Source organism: Vibrio pacinii DSM 19139 (assembly GCF_000711795.1).
In the GTDB taxonomy this organism is placed as follows: domain Bacteria; phylum Pseudomonadota; class Gammaproteobacteria; order Enterobacterales; family Vibrionaceae; genus Vibrio; species Vibrio pacinii.
In genome coordinates this window covers 39,627-57,401 of record NZ_JONH01000002.1, presented here as the reverse complement: position 1 = coordinate 57,401, position 17,775 = coordinate 39,627, and the positions used below count along the sequence as shown (strand labels likewise).

12 protein-coding genes and 1 pseudogene are annotated in these 17,775 nt (G+C 44.2%); 9 read left to right on the top strand and 4 right to left on the bottom strand.

What is annotated here, in order from left to right:
• Positions 1–43 precede the first annotated feature (43 nt).
• The 8 genes from BS19_RS02490 (at position 44) to BS19_RS02460 (ending at position 12,694) form a co-directional block, all read left to right on the top strand.
• The gene (locus BS19_RS02490) at positions 44–1,816 is read left to right on the top strand and encodes a glycerol-3-phosphate dehydrogenase/oxidase (RefSeq protein WP_038173134.1); all 1,773 of its coding nucleotides are present in this window, start codon (positions 44–46) and stop codon (positions 1,814–1,816) included.
• Positions 1,800–2,645 carry a class I fructose-bisphosphate aldolase gene (locus BS19_RS02485; RefSeq protein WP_038173133.1) on the top strand — a complete coding sequence of 282 codons (846 nt, stop codon included), beginning with the start codon at positions 1,800–1,802 and terminating at the stop codon, positions 2,643–2,645. The genes BS19_RS02490 and BS19_RS02485 overlap by 17 nt, the downstream gene beginning before the upstream one ends.
• A 15-nt stretch (positions 2,646–2,660) precedes the next feature.
• Positions 2,661–4,142 carry an FGGY-family carbohydrate kinase gene (locus BS19_RS02480; protein ID WP_038173132.1) on the top strand — a complete coding sequence of 494 codons (1,482 nt, stop codon included), beginning with the start codon at positions 2,661–2,663 and terminating at the stop codon, positions 4,140–4,142.
• Positions 4,143–4,256: 114 nt separating this feature from the next.
• Entirely contained in the window at positions 4,257–5,414 is a 1,158-nt protein-coding gene (locus BS19_RS02475; protein WP_038173131.1) for an iron-containing alcohol dehydrogenase, read from the top strand.
• A 60-nt stretch (positions 5,415–5,474) separates the two neighbouring features.
• Complete coding sequence (locus BS19_RS02470) at positions 5,475–6,998, top strand: CoA-acylating methylmalonate-semialdehyde dehydrogenase (protein ID WP_038173130.1); 1,524 nt, start codon at positions 5,475–5,477, stop codon at positions 6,996–6,998.
• Positions 6,999–7,160: 162 nt separating this feature from the next.
• Positions 7,161–9,026, top strand: coding sequence for an Ig-like domain-containing protein (locus tag BS19_RS20535; RefSeq protein ID WP_245609249.1), 1,866 nt, complete (start codon positions 7,161–7,163; stop codon positions 9,024–9,026).
• Entirely contained in the window at positions 9,026–11,725 is a 2,700-nt protein-coding gene (locus tag BS19_RS20530; RefSeq protein WP_245609248.1) for an NPCBM/NEW2 domain-containing protein, read from the top strand. The genes BS19_RS20535 and BS19_RS20530 overlap by 1 nt, the downstream gene beginning before the upstream one ends.
• Before the next feature lie 183 nt (positions 11,726–11,908).
• The gene (locus BS19_RS02460) at positions 11,909–12,694 is read left to right on the top strand and encodes an IclR family transcriptional regulator (protein ID WP_038173129.1); all 786 of its coding nucleotides are present in this window, start codon (positions 11,909–11,911) and stop codon (positions 12,692–12,694) included.
• A gap of 22 nt (positions 12,695–12,716) precedes the next feature.
• Here the strand turns inward: BS19_RS02460 and BS19_RS02455 are convergent, their stop codons facing one another.
• Positions 12,717–13,502, bottom strand: coding sequence for an IclR family transcriptional regulator (locus tag BS19_RS02455; protein WP_051686491.1), 786 nt, complete (start codon positions 13,500–13,502; stop codon positions 12,717–12,719).
• Between the two features lie 70 nt (positions 13,503–13,572).
• Positions 13,573–14,514 (bottom strand): SMP-30/gluconolactonase/LRE family protein, encoded by a 942-nt coding sequence (locus tag BS19_RS02450; RefSeq protein ID WP_038173127.1) that lies wholly within the window; start codon positions 14,512–14,514, stop codon positions 13,573–13,575.
• A 615-nt stretch (positions 14,515–15,129) separates the two neighbouring features.
• Between BS19_RS02450 and BS19_RS02445 the strand changes: the two are divergent.
• Positions 15,130–15,795, top strand: a pseudogene (locus BS19_RS02445) (tryptophan--tRNA ligase); the annotation flags it as partial.
• 371 nt (positions 15,796–16,166) lie between these two features.
• Here the strand turns inward: BS19_RS02445 and BS19_RS02440 are convergent.
• Complete coding sequence (locus BS19_RS02440; RefSeq protein ID WP_038173126.1) at positions 16,167–17,030, bottom strand: N-acetylmannosamine kinase; 864 nt, start codon at positions 17,028–17,030, stop codon at positions 16,167–16,169.
• Entirely contained in the window at positions 17,027–17,740 is a 714-nt protein-coding gene (locus tag BS19_RS02435; RefSeq protein WP_157631119.1) for an N-acetylmannosamine-6-phosphate 2-epimerase, read from the bottom strand. Before BS19_RS02435 ends, BS19_RS02440 begins: the two co-directional genes overlap by 4 nt.
• Between the last annotated feature and the right edge of the window lie 35 nt (positions 17,741–17,775).

The following is a 17,775-nucleotide window of genomic DNA, read 5'->3' as shown; positions in this document are numbered from 1 at the left end:
CCGTAGGATTAAGAAGGCGTTAACTGACTGGCAGGGAGCAAGGATGGATAATCACACAACACGGTTTGGACACCTCAAGAATCAAAACGATTTCGAAGTTGTCGTTATTGGTGGTGGAATCAATGGTATTAGCGTTTTTCGGGAACTCGCCCTGCAAGGTGTGAAAGTACTCTTGATCGATAAGGACGACTTTTGCTCTAAAGCGAGCGCAGCGCCTTCACGTATGATTCATGGCGGGCTGCGTTACTTAGAAAATGGTGAGTTTGCATTAGTAAAAGAAGCGCTTTTTGAGCGAAATCGTTTATTAAGTAACGCACCACACCTGGTGGCACCGCTTGAAACAACGATTCCTATTTTTTCCACCTGGACGGGGCTCTTCGACGGCATGTTTAAGTTTCTTGGTCTAAAAGATCGTCCGTCTCAGCGTGGCTCTGTGGTAATAAAACTTGGTCTTAGCCTGTACGATTGGTTTACCAAGCGTGATCAAATGATGCCAAAGCATAAAATGCACTCGGCTCATGATACGCATCAGCGCTGGCCTTTAATGGGAAATAAAGTCAAACACAGTGCAACCTATTTTGATGCGTGGATCAGTTCTCCAGAACGATTAGCGATGGAGCTGATTCGCGAGGGAGTAAACGCTGGTGGTGTGGCTATGAATTACACCAAAGTCACTCACCTCGATAATGGGGAATTGGTCTTAGTTAGCCAAATAAGTGAGCAAGCAGTCAGGGTTAAAACCCAACATATTGTCAATGCGACTGGAGCCTGGGTCGATTTCACCAATGGTTTATTAACCGCACCAAGTCAATACATGCAAGGAACCAAGGGTTCGCACATCATTGTGGAAAATGCACAATTGTTGTCCGAGTTAGATGGCAACATGCTGTTTTATGAGAACAGTGAAGGTCGGGTCTGCATACTGTTCCCGTACTTCGGTAAGGTGCTGATTGGTTCAACCGATATTCCTGTCAGTGATCCTGAGACGGCTCACTGTACGGACGAAGAGATCCAGTACCTATTAGAGTCTCTTCGAGGAATATTGCCGGGTCTTGAAATAGACGAAGATCAAATTGTATATCAGTTTTGCGGGGTAAGGCCCTTGCCTTGCGTTGATACGTCGACAACAGGCCAGATACCTCGCAGTCATTCAATTAAACGAAATCGTGTTGAGTCTACACAAATCTATTCGCTGATCGGTGGCAAGTGGACGACGTTTCGAGCCTTCGGTGAAGAAGTAGCGGACGAAATATTAAGTTCTCTCGGTAAGGAAAGAACTTGCAGCACAAAGCAGAAGCCAATTGGTGGTGGAGTGGGATACCCCTTGAGCAAAGCGGATCGCCAAGCGTATATCGAAAAGTTAGCTCATCAATATTCAACTTATTCAAAGGCACAATTAGAAGCCTGGTTCACTCGCTACGGCACTCAATGCGAAGCATTGCTTGAATGGTTAGTGGATTATCATGACTTCGAACTGCCGTCACTTAGCTATTACACCAAAGGTGAGCTGAGCTACATCATAGAACATGAATACGTTCAAACGACGCTTGATGTGCTACTGCGTCGTACCTCTATTGCGATTGAAGGCAAACTCAGTAATTTTGTGTTTGAAGAAATATCAACTTTGGTTGCTCAACATTTTGATTGGAGCGATTCAGAGCAGACATCAGACCGAATCAATACCAAGCAAGTTCTATCGCGTTTTCACGGTGTGGAACTCGATATTGCTCCTGCAGTTAATCAACTAATGCGAAATTCAACAGTTACGGAAAGTGAACAACTATTAAATGGAGAACAGTATGTATTTAACCAGTAAAGTCAGGATGAAACGCCTGTTTAGGCAAGGCCGATGCCTTGATGTTGCTATCGATCATGGGGTATGCAATGAACCTATGTTTTTAGATGGGTTGGAGGACATGGCTTCGGTAGTGAATCAACTTGTCCACGCCAAACCTGACGCGGTTCAAATGAATGCTGGACAAGCCGATCTGCTACAAACTATAGACGGTAAAGATAAGCCAGCACTGGTTATGCGAATAGACTTAGGCAATCCCTACAACGCAGAGCGACATCGTCATATGTGGTCATTGCTGCAAAACGCTGAACAACCGCTTATTCAAGCTCTACAAATGGATGCAGCCTGTGTGGTGGTCAATCTGTTTATGCTGCCCGATGAGCCAGAGCTGTTCAAGCAATGCGTGGCCAATATCAGTAGAGTCAAAGCAGAGTGCGAAAAGTACGGTATGCCTTTGATGATAGAACCGTTGGTGATGCAGCCAAACAAACAAGGTCAAGCTTATATGGTTGATGGGGATTACCAGAAAATCGTTACATTGGTTCGCATGGCTCGTGAGCTAGGCGCTGACATAATCAAAGCCGACCCAACCACCGATGCTGAAGATTTCCACAAAGTTGTAGAAGCAGCGCGTTGCCCAGTGTTGGTACGCGGCGGCGGACGTGAAGATATTGAATCGGTATTTAATAAAGCCAGAGCACTGCTTGATCAAGGTGCCTTGGGTATGGTTTATGGCCGCAATATTTATCAGCACCCAAATCCAAGCCGTGTAGTCGATGCGTTAATGGCGATGATTCATAACGGCGCGTCTACGTCTGACGCGATGAATATCTACTTTGGTGAAAGTTAAAAAACAAGGGGGAATATGATGTCATACGCACTTGGGATTGACTGTGGCAATACAGCAATAAAAGCTGCCTTGTTTGATAGCCATGGAGCCGAAATTGATACGGTAGCGATCAATTTCCCGACACATATTCCCAAACCTGAATATACAGAAGCGGACATGGATGAATGTTGGCAGTTATGTGCTGATGTAATCAAAAGTCTTATCGGAAAAACCAACATTGATAGCTTGAAAATCAAAGCTATTGGTGTGAGCGGGCATGGTAATGGTTTGTATCTGCTCGATAATAAGCGTTCGCCTCTGTTAGCTATCAAGTCGCTTGACAATCGCGCGGCTTGTGAAGTGCAAACGATCGAGTCATCAGAGGGTTATTTTGATCTTAAGCGCAGAAATCGCCAAGGTGTTTGGTCGTCTCAAAGCGCGGTTTTGCTGATGTGGCTCAAACAAAATAGCCCTCAACTCTATGAAAGAATTGGTCAAGTTTTGTTTTGTAAGGACTACATTAACTTTCAGCTCACTGGAGAACTTTTTACAGAGTGGAGTGATATCTCGGCTTCGGGACTGTTTGATTTTGAGCAAGACAAGGTATCAGAACAGCTACTTCGTCACTATGACCTAGTCGATATTTGCAACAAGTTGCCCGCGATCGTTGAAGGTAATCGGGTCATTGGTGGAATAACTGATGCAGCATCAAGAATGACTGGATTAGCGACAGGGACGCCGGTTATCGCAGGCTTGTTTGATGTTGTTGCGGGGGCGTATGGTTCTGAAGCGACGAATCTTGGTGATGTCTCTGTTGTGGCTGGTACTTGGAATATCAACCAAGTTGTAACGGATTCACTGCCTCCAGAACAAGTTTTTATGGCTTGCAAACTCTCCAAGCAGAGCTATTTGGCGATCGAATCCAGTACTTGCTCAGCTTCTAACCTTGAATGGCTTGTACAACGCTTTTTTTCTGCACAAAAGCAGCTGGAGGCTAAGCAGGGTGGCAATATATTTGAGAGCTTTAATCGCAGGTTAGAAGACGTGCAACGGCAAGATGCTCTGCCTATATTTCTTCCTTACCTTTATGGTACGACTGATCGAACTTCAACGGCGGCAAACCTTGTTGGCATTAAAGGTTGGCATGAAGATATTCATATTGTTTATGCGTTTTACGAAGGAATTGTGTTCGCCCATTTGGAACACGTTCAACGCTTGCGCGAGTCTGGTTACAAGGTCGAAACCATCTCTATAAGTGGTGGTGCATCGAGAAGTGACTACTGGTGCCAGTTATTTGCGAATGTGCTTGATGTAAAGGTCATTGCGATGAACTGCAAAGAAATTGGCGCAAGAGGGGTGGCTATGCTGGCATTGGAGTCAGTGCAAATCGGATATGAACCCGAAAAACACCCATGTGTTAGCCAAAGAATTTTCGCTCCTGTAGACGATCACAAATCCTACTATAAACAGCGTTTTCAGAAGTACTGTGCAGTAAGGAATGCGCTAAACACGATTTAGTCGGTTTATTTAATTTTTCTTGCCATGTCATAGCTGTGGCTGGATAACTGCGCGCAAAATTAATTATTTCAAATATTGATACAAATTGTATCGATATGAATTTCGAGGTGAATTATGAGTCAATCTATTGTTTTACCGAAGTTTTTAGAAGTTGGGGAAGGCGCAATCAATCGCGTAGGGGACATTGCCATTCAACTCGGCTGCAAGCGGGTAATGATAGTGTCAGATCGGGTAATGGAGTCGCTTGGGCAAGTTGACCATATTAGGGAGATCATCAGCCAAGCAGGGGTAGAAGTGGATGTGTTTACTGACACAATGCCAGAGCCTACTGAAACGTCGGTCCTTCCAGCCGTCACACAAGCAATAGCTGGTCACTACGATGGGATCGTTGCTCTTGGGGGGGGCAGTGTGATTGATAGTGCTAAAGCCATCGCATTGTTGGCCCAGTACCGAGGTCGCATCCGCGACTATTCCGTTCCTAACATCGTCACTTCACCAATTATGCCGCTTATTGCTGTCCCTACCACGGCGGGGACGGGATCTGAAGTAACACGAATGACCATCATCACTGACGAATCTAATGATGAAAAGCTGTTATGCATGGGGCCTGGATTGATCCCGTCGGCTGCCATTATTGACTTTGCATTAACGATGACCGCTCCGACTCGGATCACCGCTGACACAGGTATTGATGCACTGACCCATGCTATTGAAGCCTATGTGAGCGGTAAATCCGGACTATTCACTGACCAGCAAGCATTACTGGCTATGAAGCTTATCGCCCCCAATCTTCGTGAAGCGGTAAACAATCCACAAAACAAGCAGGCTAAAGAACAGATGATGCTCGGCGCGACGTTAGCAGGAGTGGCGTTTTCCAATGCTTCCGTGGCACTCGTTCATGGGATGAGTCGTCCAATTGGAGCGCATTTCCATGTTCCTCACGGGATGAGCAATGCGATGCTTTTGCCAACGGTGACCGAATATTCGATACCTGCGGCTAAGGAAAAATATGCTGACTGCGCCCGTGCGATGGGTATTGCCGATGCATCCATGAGTGATGATGGTGCCGTAGCGTTACTGCTTGATGAACTTAAGCAAATTAATAAAGACCTGTCAGTCCCTTCAATGAGTGAGTTTGGGATTGATAAACAAGCCTTTTGGTCGAGTTTGGAAATCATGTCCGAGCAAGCGCTGGCTTCTGGATCGCCTAACAACAACCCCCGAATACCGGACAAGGAAAGCATAATTGAGCTTTATAAAGTCGCTTGGTAGCGATAAACCGCAACGCAACTAAAGCAAATTCAGCCCTGAATATAATCCAAGGAAGAAAGTATGATCAGCAATTTTATCAATAATGAAGTCGTAGAAAGTATCTCTGAAAAGCGCCAAGCCGTTTATGACCCTGCGACAGGGGAGATCCAGAATCACGTCATCCTTTCCATAAGCACTGAAGTTGAGAAGGCGATTGAATGTGCTCAGACCGCATTCCCTGCTTGGGCAGCGACGACACCTCTGAATCGTTCGCGCGTTCTATTTAAATTCAAAGCGCTACTGGAAGAAAACCGCAGCGAGCTTGCCGAACTCATTAGTCGTGAACATGGCAAAGTGTTTAGTGATGCATTAGGAGAAATAACGCGCGGACTAGAAGTTGTGGAATTCGCTTGTGGTATTCCGCATTTGCAAAAAGGTGAGCACAGTTTAAACGTTGGTTCTGGCGTAGACTCAAATTCACAAATGATGCCATTGGGTGTGGTTGCGGGGATTTCTCCATTCAATTTCCCAATCATGGTGCCAATGTGGATGTTCCCGCTTGCGATTGCAACGGGGAATACATTCATTCTCAAACCATCAGAAAAGAACCCGTCTGCTTCTCTATTTGTCGCTGATTTACTTAAACAAGCCGGTCTACCAAAAGGTGTATTTAATGTTGTTCAGGGGGATAAAGAAGCGGTCGATACCTTGTTACAGGACGACAGGGTTCAAGCGGTAAGTTTTGTCGGTTCAACCCCCATTGCGGAATACATTTATTCAGAAGGCGCTAAATATGGCAAACGCGTTCAGGCGCTTGGTGGCGCTAAAAACCATATGGTGATCATGCCCGATGCTGACCTTAATGGCGCAGTCAATGCATTAATGGGTGCTGCTTATGGTGCGGCAGGAGAGCGTTGTATGGCGATTTCAGTTGCCGTTGCTGTTGGTGATGACACGGCTGATGCACTTTCTCGTCAGCTTCAAGACAAGTTAGCCACACTAAAAGTTGGGCAAGGTTACGGCCAATCGATTGAAAACGACATGGGGCCGTTGATTACGAAAGAGCATAAGCAAAAGGTTTGTGGCTACATTGAGAAAGGTGTGGAGCAAGGCGCTACTCTTCTCGTTGACGGCAGAGAGCTTGAATTGGCCAAGTCGAGCAACGGCTACTTTGTCGGTGCGACTTTGTTCGACGACGTTACAACCGATATGACCATCTACAAAGAGGAAATCTTTGGCCCTGTGCTGTGTATCGTAAGGGTTGATAGTTACCAACAAGCGCTCGACATCATTAACCAACACGAATATGGCAATGGTACCGCGATTTTTACCGCCGACGGCGATACCGCACGTGATTTTACCACCAATGTTCAAATTGGCATGGTCGGGGTTAATGTTCCTATTCCTGTTCCAATGGCATTTCATAGCTTTGGCGGCTGGAAACGTTCACTATTCGGACCGCTTCATATGCATGGCCCAGACGGAGTTCGTTTCTTTACCAGAATGAAAACCATCACAACCCGCTGGCCTGAATCGAGCGTTAAAGTCGATAATAGAGAAAGTACCCAATCACAAGCCGAATTCGTCATGCCAACAATGAAATAATGCATTGACGTGAGGAGGTAAGTGGTAGGTTTGTTTTCGATGTCTGTTCATTTAGCCTAGGGACTATTTGGATACGCGATCCTGTCCTCTTCATGTTTTTTAATGGTTCACTTCTCTTAGAGGAGTGAACTTTTCATTACCACAAAAAACGAGGAGAAGGCGATGAAAGCCGCAAGCCTAATACAGTCCTTAGAGACTTGGCGTCGCCCTGTTGTTAACAGTATCTTAGCGGGTATGTGTGGAGTCTCGCTAAGTACTGCAGCGTATGCTGTGCAAGGTCCTGGTCTGGGTAACCTGAGTTATAGTTCAAGCGAAGCTTTTACTCACGTATCCAGTCCTTTAATTGATGACTCAACCAATTTCTTACCTCCTGATTACCCTAGCACGAAACATTACGGCGTAAACGTAATGACCATGCTAAATGGTTACATGTTGGGCGTTTTTGCGCCTGACAGTGGAGGCGGTCCTGGCGGATGGATTGCTGTCGATGTGTCTAACCCTACCGCGATGCAACTTGTTAAAACAGTTTATGAGCCAGATCTTTCGAATACCAACCGGACAGGTGATGGCTTGAGAACGTCTGAGTTTAGGGAACCTCATTCGTTTGGTCTTGGCGAGAATAATACCATTGCAATCCAGACAGGTAAGGGTATTGAAATCTGGGATTGGTCCGATGTTAACAATCCAATCCGTTTGTCTAAACTCGCTATTTCCGGCGTTAATTTCGGTGATTATAACAATGTGTCCTGGCAACTCTTTTGGCAAGCTCCGTACTTGTATGTTGCAAGAGGCAATGCTGGTTTATCCATTGTCGATACCAGTGATATGAGTACTCCCATCCTGGTTAAAACGGTTCCAAATTCAGCACTTGGTGGCTTTAATGTAGGACCAATATTTGCGCTCGGAAATCGTATGTTTATATCTAGCATGGAAGGAACGGCTGGTTTTTCGATGATTAATATTGATGACCCCATTAATCCAACTCTAGTGAAAACGGTAAATAGCCTACCTGAAAAGTACTACGCGTCATGTTGGGATGGAAAATATGCTTATTTTGGCGCACGAAGTACCATTGATTCACTAAGGGTATACGATACGACAACAACGCCAATGATGCTGGTTAATGAGTCGTTAACAGGGTTTGAGAATCTATATTGTAATGTGCAAGACAATAAACTCTTTTTGGGAAACCAAGACGATATCGCAGTGTTAGATGTCAGTGATATTAACAATATCCAAGAGATCGGCAGAAGCTCTCTTAACGCCACCAGTACCAATACCGATCATGGTCAGGTGTTTCCGTTCGGTAACTTAGTTTGGGTAGGTAATGACCACGGTTCAGGCAGTGGTCTTATTGCACTCCAAAGTAGTCCAGATATGGTTCCACCTTACATTTCTGCAACCGACCCAGCGATAGAATCTACATTACAACCGCTGACAACACGTGTGGGTATTGCACTTTCTGACAGTGTGTTGATGGAGTCTGTGAACAGCACTACGTTTACGGTTACTAAATTGGGAAGCAGTACCCCACTTCAAGGGGAGTACAGCGTGAATCTTGGATTTATCCATTTCACACCTGCTCAAGATCTTGAAGCTGACAGTATTTATCATGTGGCATTAGAGGGGATTGAGGACTTCGCAGGAAACCCAATGGCTCGAACGGAGTATCGATTTGCTACGGGTTCTCAAGCTGGGCATGACATCAGTGTTACCGTAAGTGATAAAGTGACATTGGGCAGCAGTATTAACGTTAGCGCCTCTAGTTCGCCAATGTTAGGAGGCACAATGGAGTACTCTTGGAACTTCGGTGATGGTAGTGCTTCAACGCCTTTTTCATCTAATAGCAGTACAAGTCACATCTATAGTGATCCAAACAATTGGTCTGCCGTCGTCACAGTACGCGAAACAACAATCGATGGTGTGTTTGAAAGTAGTAAATCGACGCCAATAACGGTATATAGACAACCAACGGCCGTTGCGCGACAGCATCTTCAACAATCATTGAATCCGGCGGTCAAGTCATAGTGGTCAATGAAGACAACGACTCAGTCAGTGCCATCAATAGTAGTGCGCCATACAACAAACTTTGGGAAACTGCGGTAGGAGATCAACCAAGAACCTTAGCTGCTGCCCCAGATGGAAACGTGTGGGTTGTGAATCAGGCTGAGTCTACTATTTCGATTCTCTCTAGCCTTGGTCAACTTGTTGAGACAGTGTACCTTCCAAGAGCCTCACAACCTTATGGTATTGCCTTTTCTCCCAATGGAAATCACGTCTTCGTTTCATTGCAAGCGAGTGGACAGTTAGTGAAAATGGATCCTAGTTCGAGAAGTATTGTGGCCACGGCGGATGTTGGGTATAGCGCTCGTGGCTTGGCAATAGACAGTGCTTCATCACAGGTACTGGTTACGCGATTTGTTTCTCCTCAATCTTACGCTGAAGTTGTCGCTGTTGATGCCGCTAGTATGACCATCGACTCGAATTATCAAATCGCTAAAGATACGTCGACCATTGATGGCCCAGACCGTAGTCGTGGCGTGGCGAACTACCTAAGTTCTATTGCGATTTCACCAGATGGTTACAGTGCTTGGATTCCGTCAAATAAGGCCAATGTGGATCGAGGCTCCTATTTGGAAGGAAATGATGGGCAAAAACTCACCTTCGAAACCACAATCCGAGCGGTAGTCAATCGGTTAGATTTGAATGCTCAAACCGTACAACCAAACGCTTTAGATGTTGATAATCGTGCACAACCTAAAGCCGTCGTGTTTAGTGATATTGGTGATTTAGCTTTCATTGCAATAGAGGGTCAAAATAGTATCGAGATTCGAAATACTTACAATTTAAACCGCGCAGGTGAAATATTTGACACGGGGTTAGCGCCTCGTGGTTTAGTGTTATCAGGCAGTACTTTATTTGTGCACAATTTTATGTCCCGAACGATCTCGGTTCATGATGTGGATGCATTCTTACAGAGCGGAGGCAATATATCTACGGTGGCGCAAATTTCAGTGGTTGCGAATGAAGCACTTCATCCTAGAGTCTTGAAAGGAAAACAGATTTTCTACAATGCAGCTGATGCCCGAATGACTCAAGATGGCTATATCTCATGTGCGAGCTGTCATGCTGATGGTGACAGTGACCACCGGGTCTGGGACTTTAGTGACCGTGGTGAAGGGCTGAGAAATACGATTTCATTGTTAGGTAAAACAGGAACAGGAAACGGCCGAGTTCACTGGACGGCAAACTTTGATGAGATACAGGACTTTGAAAACGATATTCGATATGCATTTGGTGGTCTCGGCTTTATGGTCGATGCTCTGTTCACTTTGTCTGAAGATCCATTAGGCACGGCTAAATCTGGAAAAAGTGAAGACCTAGACAATCTTGCATTCTATGTAAGTAGTCTGAACAAGTTTCCACAAAGTCCAAATCGAGACAACACGGGATCTTTAACTGTGGAAGCTCAAACGGGTCAAGCCCTATTTGCTGCCAAGGGGTGCGATTCATGCCATGTGGGTGTCTATTATACTGACATGCAGAGGCATGATGTCGAAACAATAGATGCGACTTCTGGCTTGGGCGGCGGTACGTCTTTATCTGGCGTAGGGTTCGACACGCCAAGTTTGATTGGCGTTTGGGCAAGTGCACCTTACTTCCATAATGGGCAAGCCATTACGTTAGATGATGTTCTACAAACAGGTTCGCAGCATACGGTCTCTAATAGTTCCGAGAGGGCTGCATTGGTGGCTTATCTGGAGCAAATTGAATATGAGGGGCCTGAAATTGTGGTTGCCGAACCACCACAAGCAACGAGTTACACTTACCTTAGTGATATAAATGAAACCTATTCAAACAATGGTTGGGGACCTATCGAGAAAGACATCAGTGTAGGTGAAAGTGCTGCCGGAGACGGGGGCACCATCTCGATTGGTGGGAGTGAATTCAGTAAGGGACTTGGGGTGCATGCTTATTCCGAAGTGATTTATGACTTAGCTGGTGAGAACTATGACCAATTTACTGCGTTCATTGGCGTGGATGATGAAACTGGTAGTGCTGGTTCTGTGGTGTTTGAGGTTTGGTTAGATAATGTAATGGCGCATCAGAGCGGTACGTTAGTAGGAAATGATGTGGCGGAATTCATCTCAGTCAATATCAGTGACACCGTGCAAGAGCTCAAACTTGTAGTGAGTGATGGAGGTGATGGCGTTGGTAATGATCATGCTTCATGGGGAGATGCAAAACTTCGCACTCCAAGTCAAGGAGGCTCTGCTGCGGTTCCTGGGCTGTTCTACGGAACCCTCTCAGGTGACATTAACGAGACAGCTCCAAACCCTAAAACGTCAATCACGACCAGCTTAAGTGAAACGGAAGACTCCATAGCCGGAAACACTACGGAAGTATACTCAGGGTATATTTATGATGACGATGGGCAGATTTCGTTCAGTGAGAACAATGACGACAAGACTCGCCTTTGGATTGATGGACAACTTGTATTAAGTAGTGATTTTTGGAATGACCGTGTATCTACCACGAATCTCAATTTGTCACCGGGCTGGCATCAGTTCGAACTCAGATTAAGCAATGGTAATGGTGGTAGTGGTGCCCATGATGGATTTGCGTTTGCGTTTGCGTTTGACCCAGATGGTGGAACTAATTGGATTCATCCATCAGACAATGGGACAGGAAACTTGTTTATGACTGAAGATATAGGAACTAACTAAGTTATAAATCAATGTTTCAATCGGAGCCACCTGAGGGTATAAAAGACTCCATCCACTAAAAAGGCTTACTATAAAGTAAGCCTTTGTCTTTACATATATTTCAAGTCATGTAGTTGCGCATACTGACTAAAAGCAATAGTCTACGTTTAGCCAGATTAAACTTTTCAGGAAGCAAGACGTTCTATGTCCACCACTCAATCGCCCAACTCTACTAAAGGTTCGACTCTTGATCGTGTACTTCAAGTGTTGCTGATTGTCGCGAAGAGCCGCGGACAAATGAACAGAGAGTCAATTGCAGATCAACTTGCAATGCCTATTGCATCTGCAAATAAGTTAATTGATCAGCTGGTTTCGCTTGGTTACCTGCAAGAGAACATTATCCATCACGTTATCGCGGGTCCAAAGTTAAAAGCACTAGCACACGATATCCTTAAGAATCAACGTTTCTCTGAAATGCGCACGTCGGTATTGCGCAATTTATCCGATAAGATAGGAGAAACTTGTGGCATCTCGGTACCAAACGGAATTGAGATGATTTACTTTGAACGCGTAAACTGTAATTGGCCAATACAAATCAACTTAGCTGAGGGTAGTAGTGCGCCTGTCGCTGCCAGTGCCTCCGGAAAACTTTATCTTGCAACGCTCAATGAGAATATTAGAGAAAATGTAATCCAACATATGGGTTTAATGGAGTACACGCCACAGACCATTACGAACGAAAAATTGTTTTTAGAGGAACTTCGCAGAATTCAAAGTCAAGGATTTGGTGAGGACAATGAAGAGTTTATTGACGGAATGGTAGCCATATCAGTTCCGATTAGCTCGAACGGGGTAGATTTTGGCTACCTGTTTTGTCATGCACCCAGTTTTCGAACATCACTTGAAAAGTTAAAAACTTATATTCCTAGCATGCAAATTGCAGCCGAAGAGATATTGAGTTTTACTATCGACGAATTACGATTAGGCTAACCCCAACTTCTCTGTTTGTGGCTTAATTTTTTTGAAATTGGGCCAACATGTCTTGATAAACTAACTCTAGATTTAACTGCGCCGAGCGTAAGATAGGAAGATAATTTTCTAATTCTGATACGCTCTTACGGCTTTTAGGGCAATGACAAAACAGAGCGGCTAAAAAATTTCCTTTCAGGTCATTGAGTGGTAGTGCTATAGCAGTCATCCCATCAATGAATTCTTCATCGTCAATGCTGTAGCCTCTTTTTTTTATTAAGCTGAGCTCTTTCTTGAGGGTTTGTATATCAGTAATGGTATTTTTAGCGTGTTGCGTTAACTCCATTTTACTTAATACACGACGCAACTGTGTTGTGGAAAGCGTACTTAAGAACAGCTTACCGCTTGCCGAAGCCCATAATGGAATCGGGAAACCGACAGGAATCACAATTTGTAACGGCCAATTCGTTTGGATTCGGTCATAGTACACCATGTGGTCATTTGGCATATCGTTAGCTAAAGAAAGTCCACAAGTCTCTTTTAACTTTCTCGATAAGCCATGCAGTATCGCTTGGCGCTGGAGTTTGTGTTGATTTGTCCAGTTTACGTCTAAGGCGATCGAGACAAGCTGTGCACCCGGATAGAAGTGTCCGCGCTCATCTGTTTGTACATATTGTGCCTCTTCTAGCTGATGGAGTAGACGATGGCAGGTAGGTTTCGGAATACCCGATTCGAAAATGATGTCGGAAGCCGATACTGTGCTCTTCGATTTAACTACTCTCTCGATAACATCAATGAGACGATCTACTGAGTTTATTTTTTCCGACACCTTGAACCCCATTGATTACAGCACGCATCTAATTGGTTAGTTGTAAACCATAAAGCGTTATATTCCCAAACTATTTCGCGACTTTCAATAAGCTCTGTGATTCATTGGTATGACTTAACATTGGAATGCTAGTGCTATCAACCAGTGATTCAGCTCTACCTTGTGTCGGTGCATCTAAAATGAATAAATTGCCAGATTGTGGAAAGCGCTCCTTTTCCTTTAAGGTTAACTCATAGTCTGCGGTTGCAACAAAAAGAGTCGTAAAATTCCCATCGCCAAAGGTGCATCGAGTGGCGTGTTTTACGGGCAACTTTATTTCACCGAGTTTTGAAGGTTTTCCGATCCTCGTGTTGTCGGGAGAGTAATATGAAACAATGCCACAATCCCAATGACATACAAATAAGTTACCTGATTTATCTACGGTTAGCCCGTCAGGGTAACCTTGCTGTGGTGTCAATTCAACAAAGACCGCTTTGTTTATTATTTTCGTCATCGACTCATCGAGTTGATACTCAATAACTTTTCTTTGAAACATGTTTGAGCAGTATGCACGCTTTAACTCTGGATTGAACGCTATTCCATTAGCAACACTAAAATTATCGTCCATTTCAATTGCAAGCCCGTTATCGAACTGGAAGAGCTTCCCATCGGGAGACTCTAGATCTACACCATTCATTGAACCAAACCAGAGTTTTCCATTTGGATCGGTAACCGCATCGTTCAGATGAAGATTGGGAGTTTTAGCGCATGGATCGATTACGGGGAAGTATTCATCAAACAAAGCGCTACAGTAGAAGAGGCCTTGTTTGCTCGCACAAAGCCAACCATCGTTATCACATCGAGCTATAGCGGTTATATCAAATGGTACGTTGAACGTTTCAGTGGTGTGCCAACGCAAGTTGAATCTGTAAATGGATTTGCCAGCAGCGTCTATCCAAACCAGCTCTCTATGCTCTGGTACCCAAATAGGCGACTCACCAATATTGCATACGATATTTTTTAATGGGCGCATTTTTATCCGTAAAGTGATTTAATTAGTCTCAATATGAACCATTTTTCACGTTAGTGCAAAGCTATGCGAGCTTAAAGTGCAAAATATTGGTAATAATATGCCGAAAGAATGATTAGTACTTTCTGCGCATCAATTTTACAGATGGTTAGACTGTTCATTTGTACTCAAGCGTCGAGTATTTGAGCTAGCAACGAGTCTTGAATAGAGCAAAAACTGTAGCGCGAGCGCGGTGAGCAGAAAGAGAAAGCAAAGCTGGGGCTTAGAGGTGGAGAGCCCTTGTCCGCTGCCACCAGAAAGTACAAGCCGATAAAAAACGTCGGGGGAGCCACTATAGTTTTCAAGTAGATAAATGAAATCGATGGTTTTCTCTAGAGACGGTGCCTTTGTATAGGTTTTCCTATTGTGAAACTACGCTCGAGAAGATTGAGCTTCAAAAGGATTGTTGTTAGATTATCTAAATGAAATACATGCCAATGCCTACATCATTCTTCTTCTGGTGGCGCTCTAATTAGAGCGGCACAGAATTCTTACATTCTTAAGCTGCTGGAAGGTAGCTAAGACTGTAATTTCTTTTATATCTCCAGTAGTGATCTATTTTAACTAGGAGATATACCCATGAATACAAATCCAAATTCTGATAAACAAGAAATTATTTTAACCGGTGATAGGGCTACAGGTCCGTTGCATCTGGGGCATTACATTGGCTCTTTAAAGCAGCGTGTAGCTTTACAGGAAATTCACGAGCAAACGATCCTTGTGGCTGATATGCAAGGTCTTACTGATAATGGTCACAATCCGAAAAAAGTAGCATCCAACATTCTAAATGTCGTTGCAGATTACTTAGCTGTTGGTATAGATCCTTCAAAAACAACTATTTGTCTTCAATCACAACTACCCGCTCTTGCTGAGTTGACGATGTATTACAGCAATCTTGTAACCATAAGTCGGTTAGAGCGAAACCCAACTGTCAAAAGTGAGATTCAAAATAAAGGATTTGAACGTTCGATTCCTGCTGGTTTTTTGACCTATCCAATATCTCAAGCGGCAGATATAACTGGTTTTAACGCAACACTAGTTCCTGTTGGTGATGATCAGCTGCCAATGATTGAACAGTCGAATGAGATTGTAAGAAAGATTAACTCGCTAGCGGGGCGAACTGTTTTGAACGAATCTAGACCGTTATTAAGTCGTGCATCACGTTTACCTAGTTCAGATGGAAAAAATAAGATGTCAAAGTCGATGGGTAATGCCATCAATCTTGGGGCTAGCGAAAAAGATATCTTTGGGCTGAATATTCTCTGAATAACTTGTTTTCAACATTTAGCTTCGAGATTATTCGATCAACTTCTCGAAGCGGTTTTCTCTATTTCAGATACTTGAAATTATGTGAGTTTCACCGAAATGGTTAGCGCACAGAAACGAAAGCTGTCATCGCAAACTGATTTGTTATTTGATGGTTTTAAAAGCCCCAACCTGCTATATGGCTGGGGCGTTGCGGTTTATCACTAATTCATTTACTTGCAGATCAATCAAGCCTGAAGTTATTGTCGATGAAGGGTAATGAATTACTTCTGCTTCCGATGAGTTCTTTAGCTCTTCAACTAAGATCCGTGTTCATTAATATGCGCTTATATTTTTAATCTTGTCTGACATCAGTGCTCGAATAGGTAAGCTGCCCCAAGAAGACAAGCATCGTAGTTGCCTTTGGCAGGTACCAATTTTATTTGGAAGGGAAGCGGACGCTTTTCAATGTGTAGAATCACTCTTGCTAAATAACCCTTGGCTAACCCAATGCCACCGCCAATCACTATGACATCTAAATCAAGACTTGCCTTTAAGTTGCAGCACAAAGTCGCAATGGCTTGGGCACTTTGTTGAATGACTCGCTCCGCGTCTGGATTTTGATGTGCCTGATCGAAAAGCTCAATATTGTTAATTGGCGTTGTAATAGTTTGTGTAGCATATTTGTTGATAGCCGTTCCAGAGGCGACCGCTTCGACACAGCCTTGCTGACCACAGCCACAGATAGGGCCATTAGGATCAATGACCACATGGCCAATGTGGCCCGCGAAATTGGTCTGTCCGCGATGAAGTTTGCCATCAATAACCAAGCCCCCACCGACACCTGTTGATACAGTGATATAAGCCATGTTCTTTTCTTGTTCAGCTAAATGCAGGTATTCATACCATGCTGCTGCTTGAGCATCGTTTAACATAGCAACAGGTTTACCAGTAAGCTTTTCCATTTCAGTATGAAGTGGAAATGGGGTAGGGAATGCTAATGTCTCTGGATTAATCGCGCTAATACCGTGTTCAGTCACTAATCCAGTGCTAGAGATACCAATACGGTCTACGTCTGCTAACCAAGATTGACAATGTTTCAAAATATGGTTGGCGAATTGATTTACGGAGGTGACATTAATCGTCGGAATTTGTTTTCGATCACTAAGCTTGCCGTTTGAGACAAGCCCTAACGCGACTTTTGTGCCGCCAATATCAATGGCAAGGACGTTCATGATAAAGTCTCTACTGCTTGAGTTGCTTGATTAAACCAATTTGTTACGACCTCTAGTCGCGTTAAGGCAGAGCCAACTGTGACTGCGGTTGCGCCACAGGCTATAGCCTTAGCTGCAAGTTCAGGAGTGTTATATCTACCTTCAGCCATTGTAAAGAAACCGGCTTTAGAAAACTGCTTAACTAGCTCAAAATCTGGCTCTAGCGGTTCAAATTCTCCAACGTAACCTGATAACGTCGACCCAATAATCTCAACACCATGTGCATGGGCCCAAAGTCCATCTTCAAAACATGAACTGTCGGCCATAGCAAAGCAGCCAGTTTCTTTGATTGCGTTTACGATTAGCTCGCGACTTTCAGGTCTAACTCTGTCTGTGGCATCAAATGCAATAATGGTCGCCCCTGCCTCTGCTAGCTGAGCAACATCACGGCGGTAAGGTGTGATTCTTACAGGGCTATCGTCTAAATCACGCTTCACAATACCAATAATAGGTATGCTAACTTTTTCCGCAACCGCTTTAACATTTCTGACACTTTCAATACGAAGAGCTTTCGCTCCTGCCTGTTCAGCTGCTTGCGCCATTGCCACAATAATTTCAGTTTTGGCAAGTGGACTGCTTTCGACTGGTTGAATGGAGACAATGGTCTGACCGCGTAAAATACCCTTTAAATCATTGATGTTCAGTGCTTTATTTTTCACGATGCGCCTCATTATGTGTAAATACTGTCACGGTTGCATTGAACGCA

Excerpts from the sequence above, each read along its gene's own strand:
- BS19_RS02490 (WP_038173134.1), top strand. The coding sequence starts at position 44 with ATGGATAATCACACAACACGGTTTGGACACCTCAAGAATCAAAACGAT.
- BS19_RS02485 (WP_038173133.1), top strand. The coding sequence starts at position 1,800 with ATGTATTTAACCAGTAAAGTCAGGATGAAACGCCTGTTTAGGCAAGGC.
- BS19_RS02480 (WP_038173132.1), top strand. The coding sequence starts at position 2,661 with ATGATGTCATACGCACTTGGGATTGACTGTGGCAATACAGCAATAAAA.
- BS19_RS02475 (WP_038173131.1), top strand. The coding sequence starts at position 4,257 with ATGAGTCAATCTATTGTTTTACCGAAGTTTTTAGAAGTTGGGGAAGGC.
- BS19_RS02470 (WP_038173130.1), top strand. The coding sequence starts at position 5,475 with ATGATCAGCAATTTTATCAATAATGAAGTCGTAGAAAGTATCTCTGAA.
- BS19_RS20535 (WP_245609249.1), top strand. The coding sequence starts at position 7,161 with ATGAAAGCCGCAAGCCTAATACAGTCCTTAGAGACTTGGCGTCGCCCT.
- BS19_RS02460 (WP_038173129.1), top strand. The coding sequence starts at position 11,909 with ATGTCCACCACTCAATCGCCCAACTCTACTAAAGGTTCGACTCTTGAT.
- BS19_RS02450 (WP_038173127.1), bottom strand. The coding sequence starts at position 14,514 with ATGCGCCCATTAAAAAATATCGTATGCAATATTGGTGAGTCGCCTATT.
- BS19_RS02440 (WP_038173126.1), bottom strand. The coding sequence starts at position 17,030 with ATGAACGTCCTTGCCATTGATATTGGCGGCACAAAAGTCGCGTTAGGG.
- BS19_RS02435 (WP_157631119.1), bottom strand. The coding sequence starts at position 17,740 with ATGAGGCGCATCGTGAAAAATAAAGCACTGAACATCAATGATTTAAAG.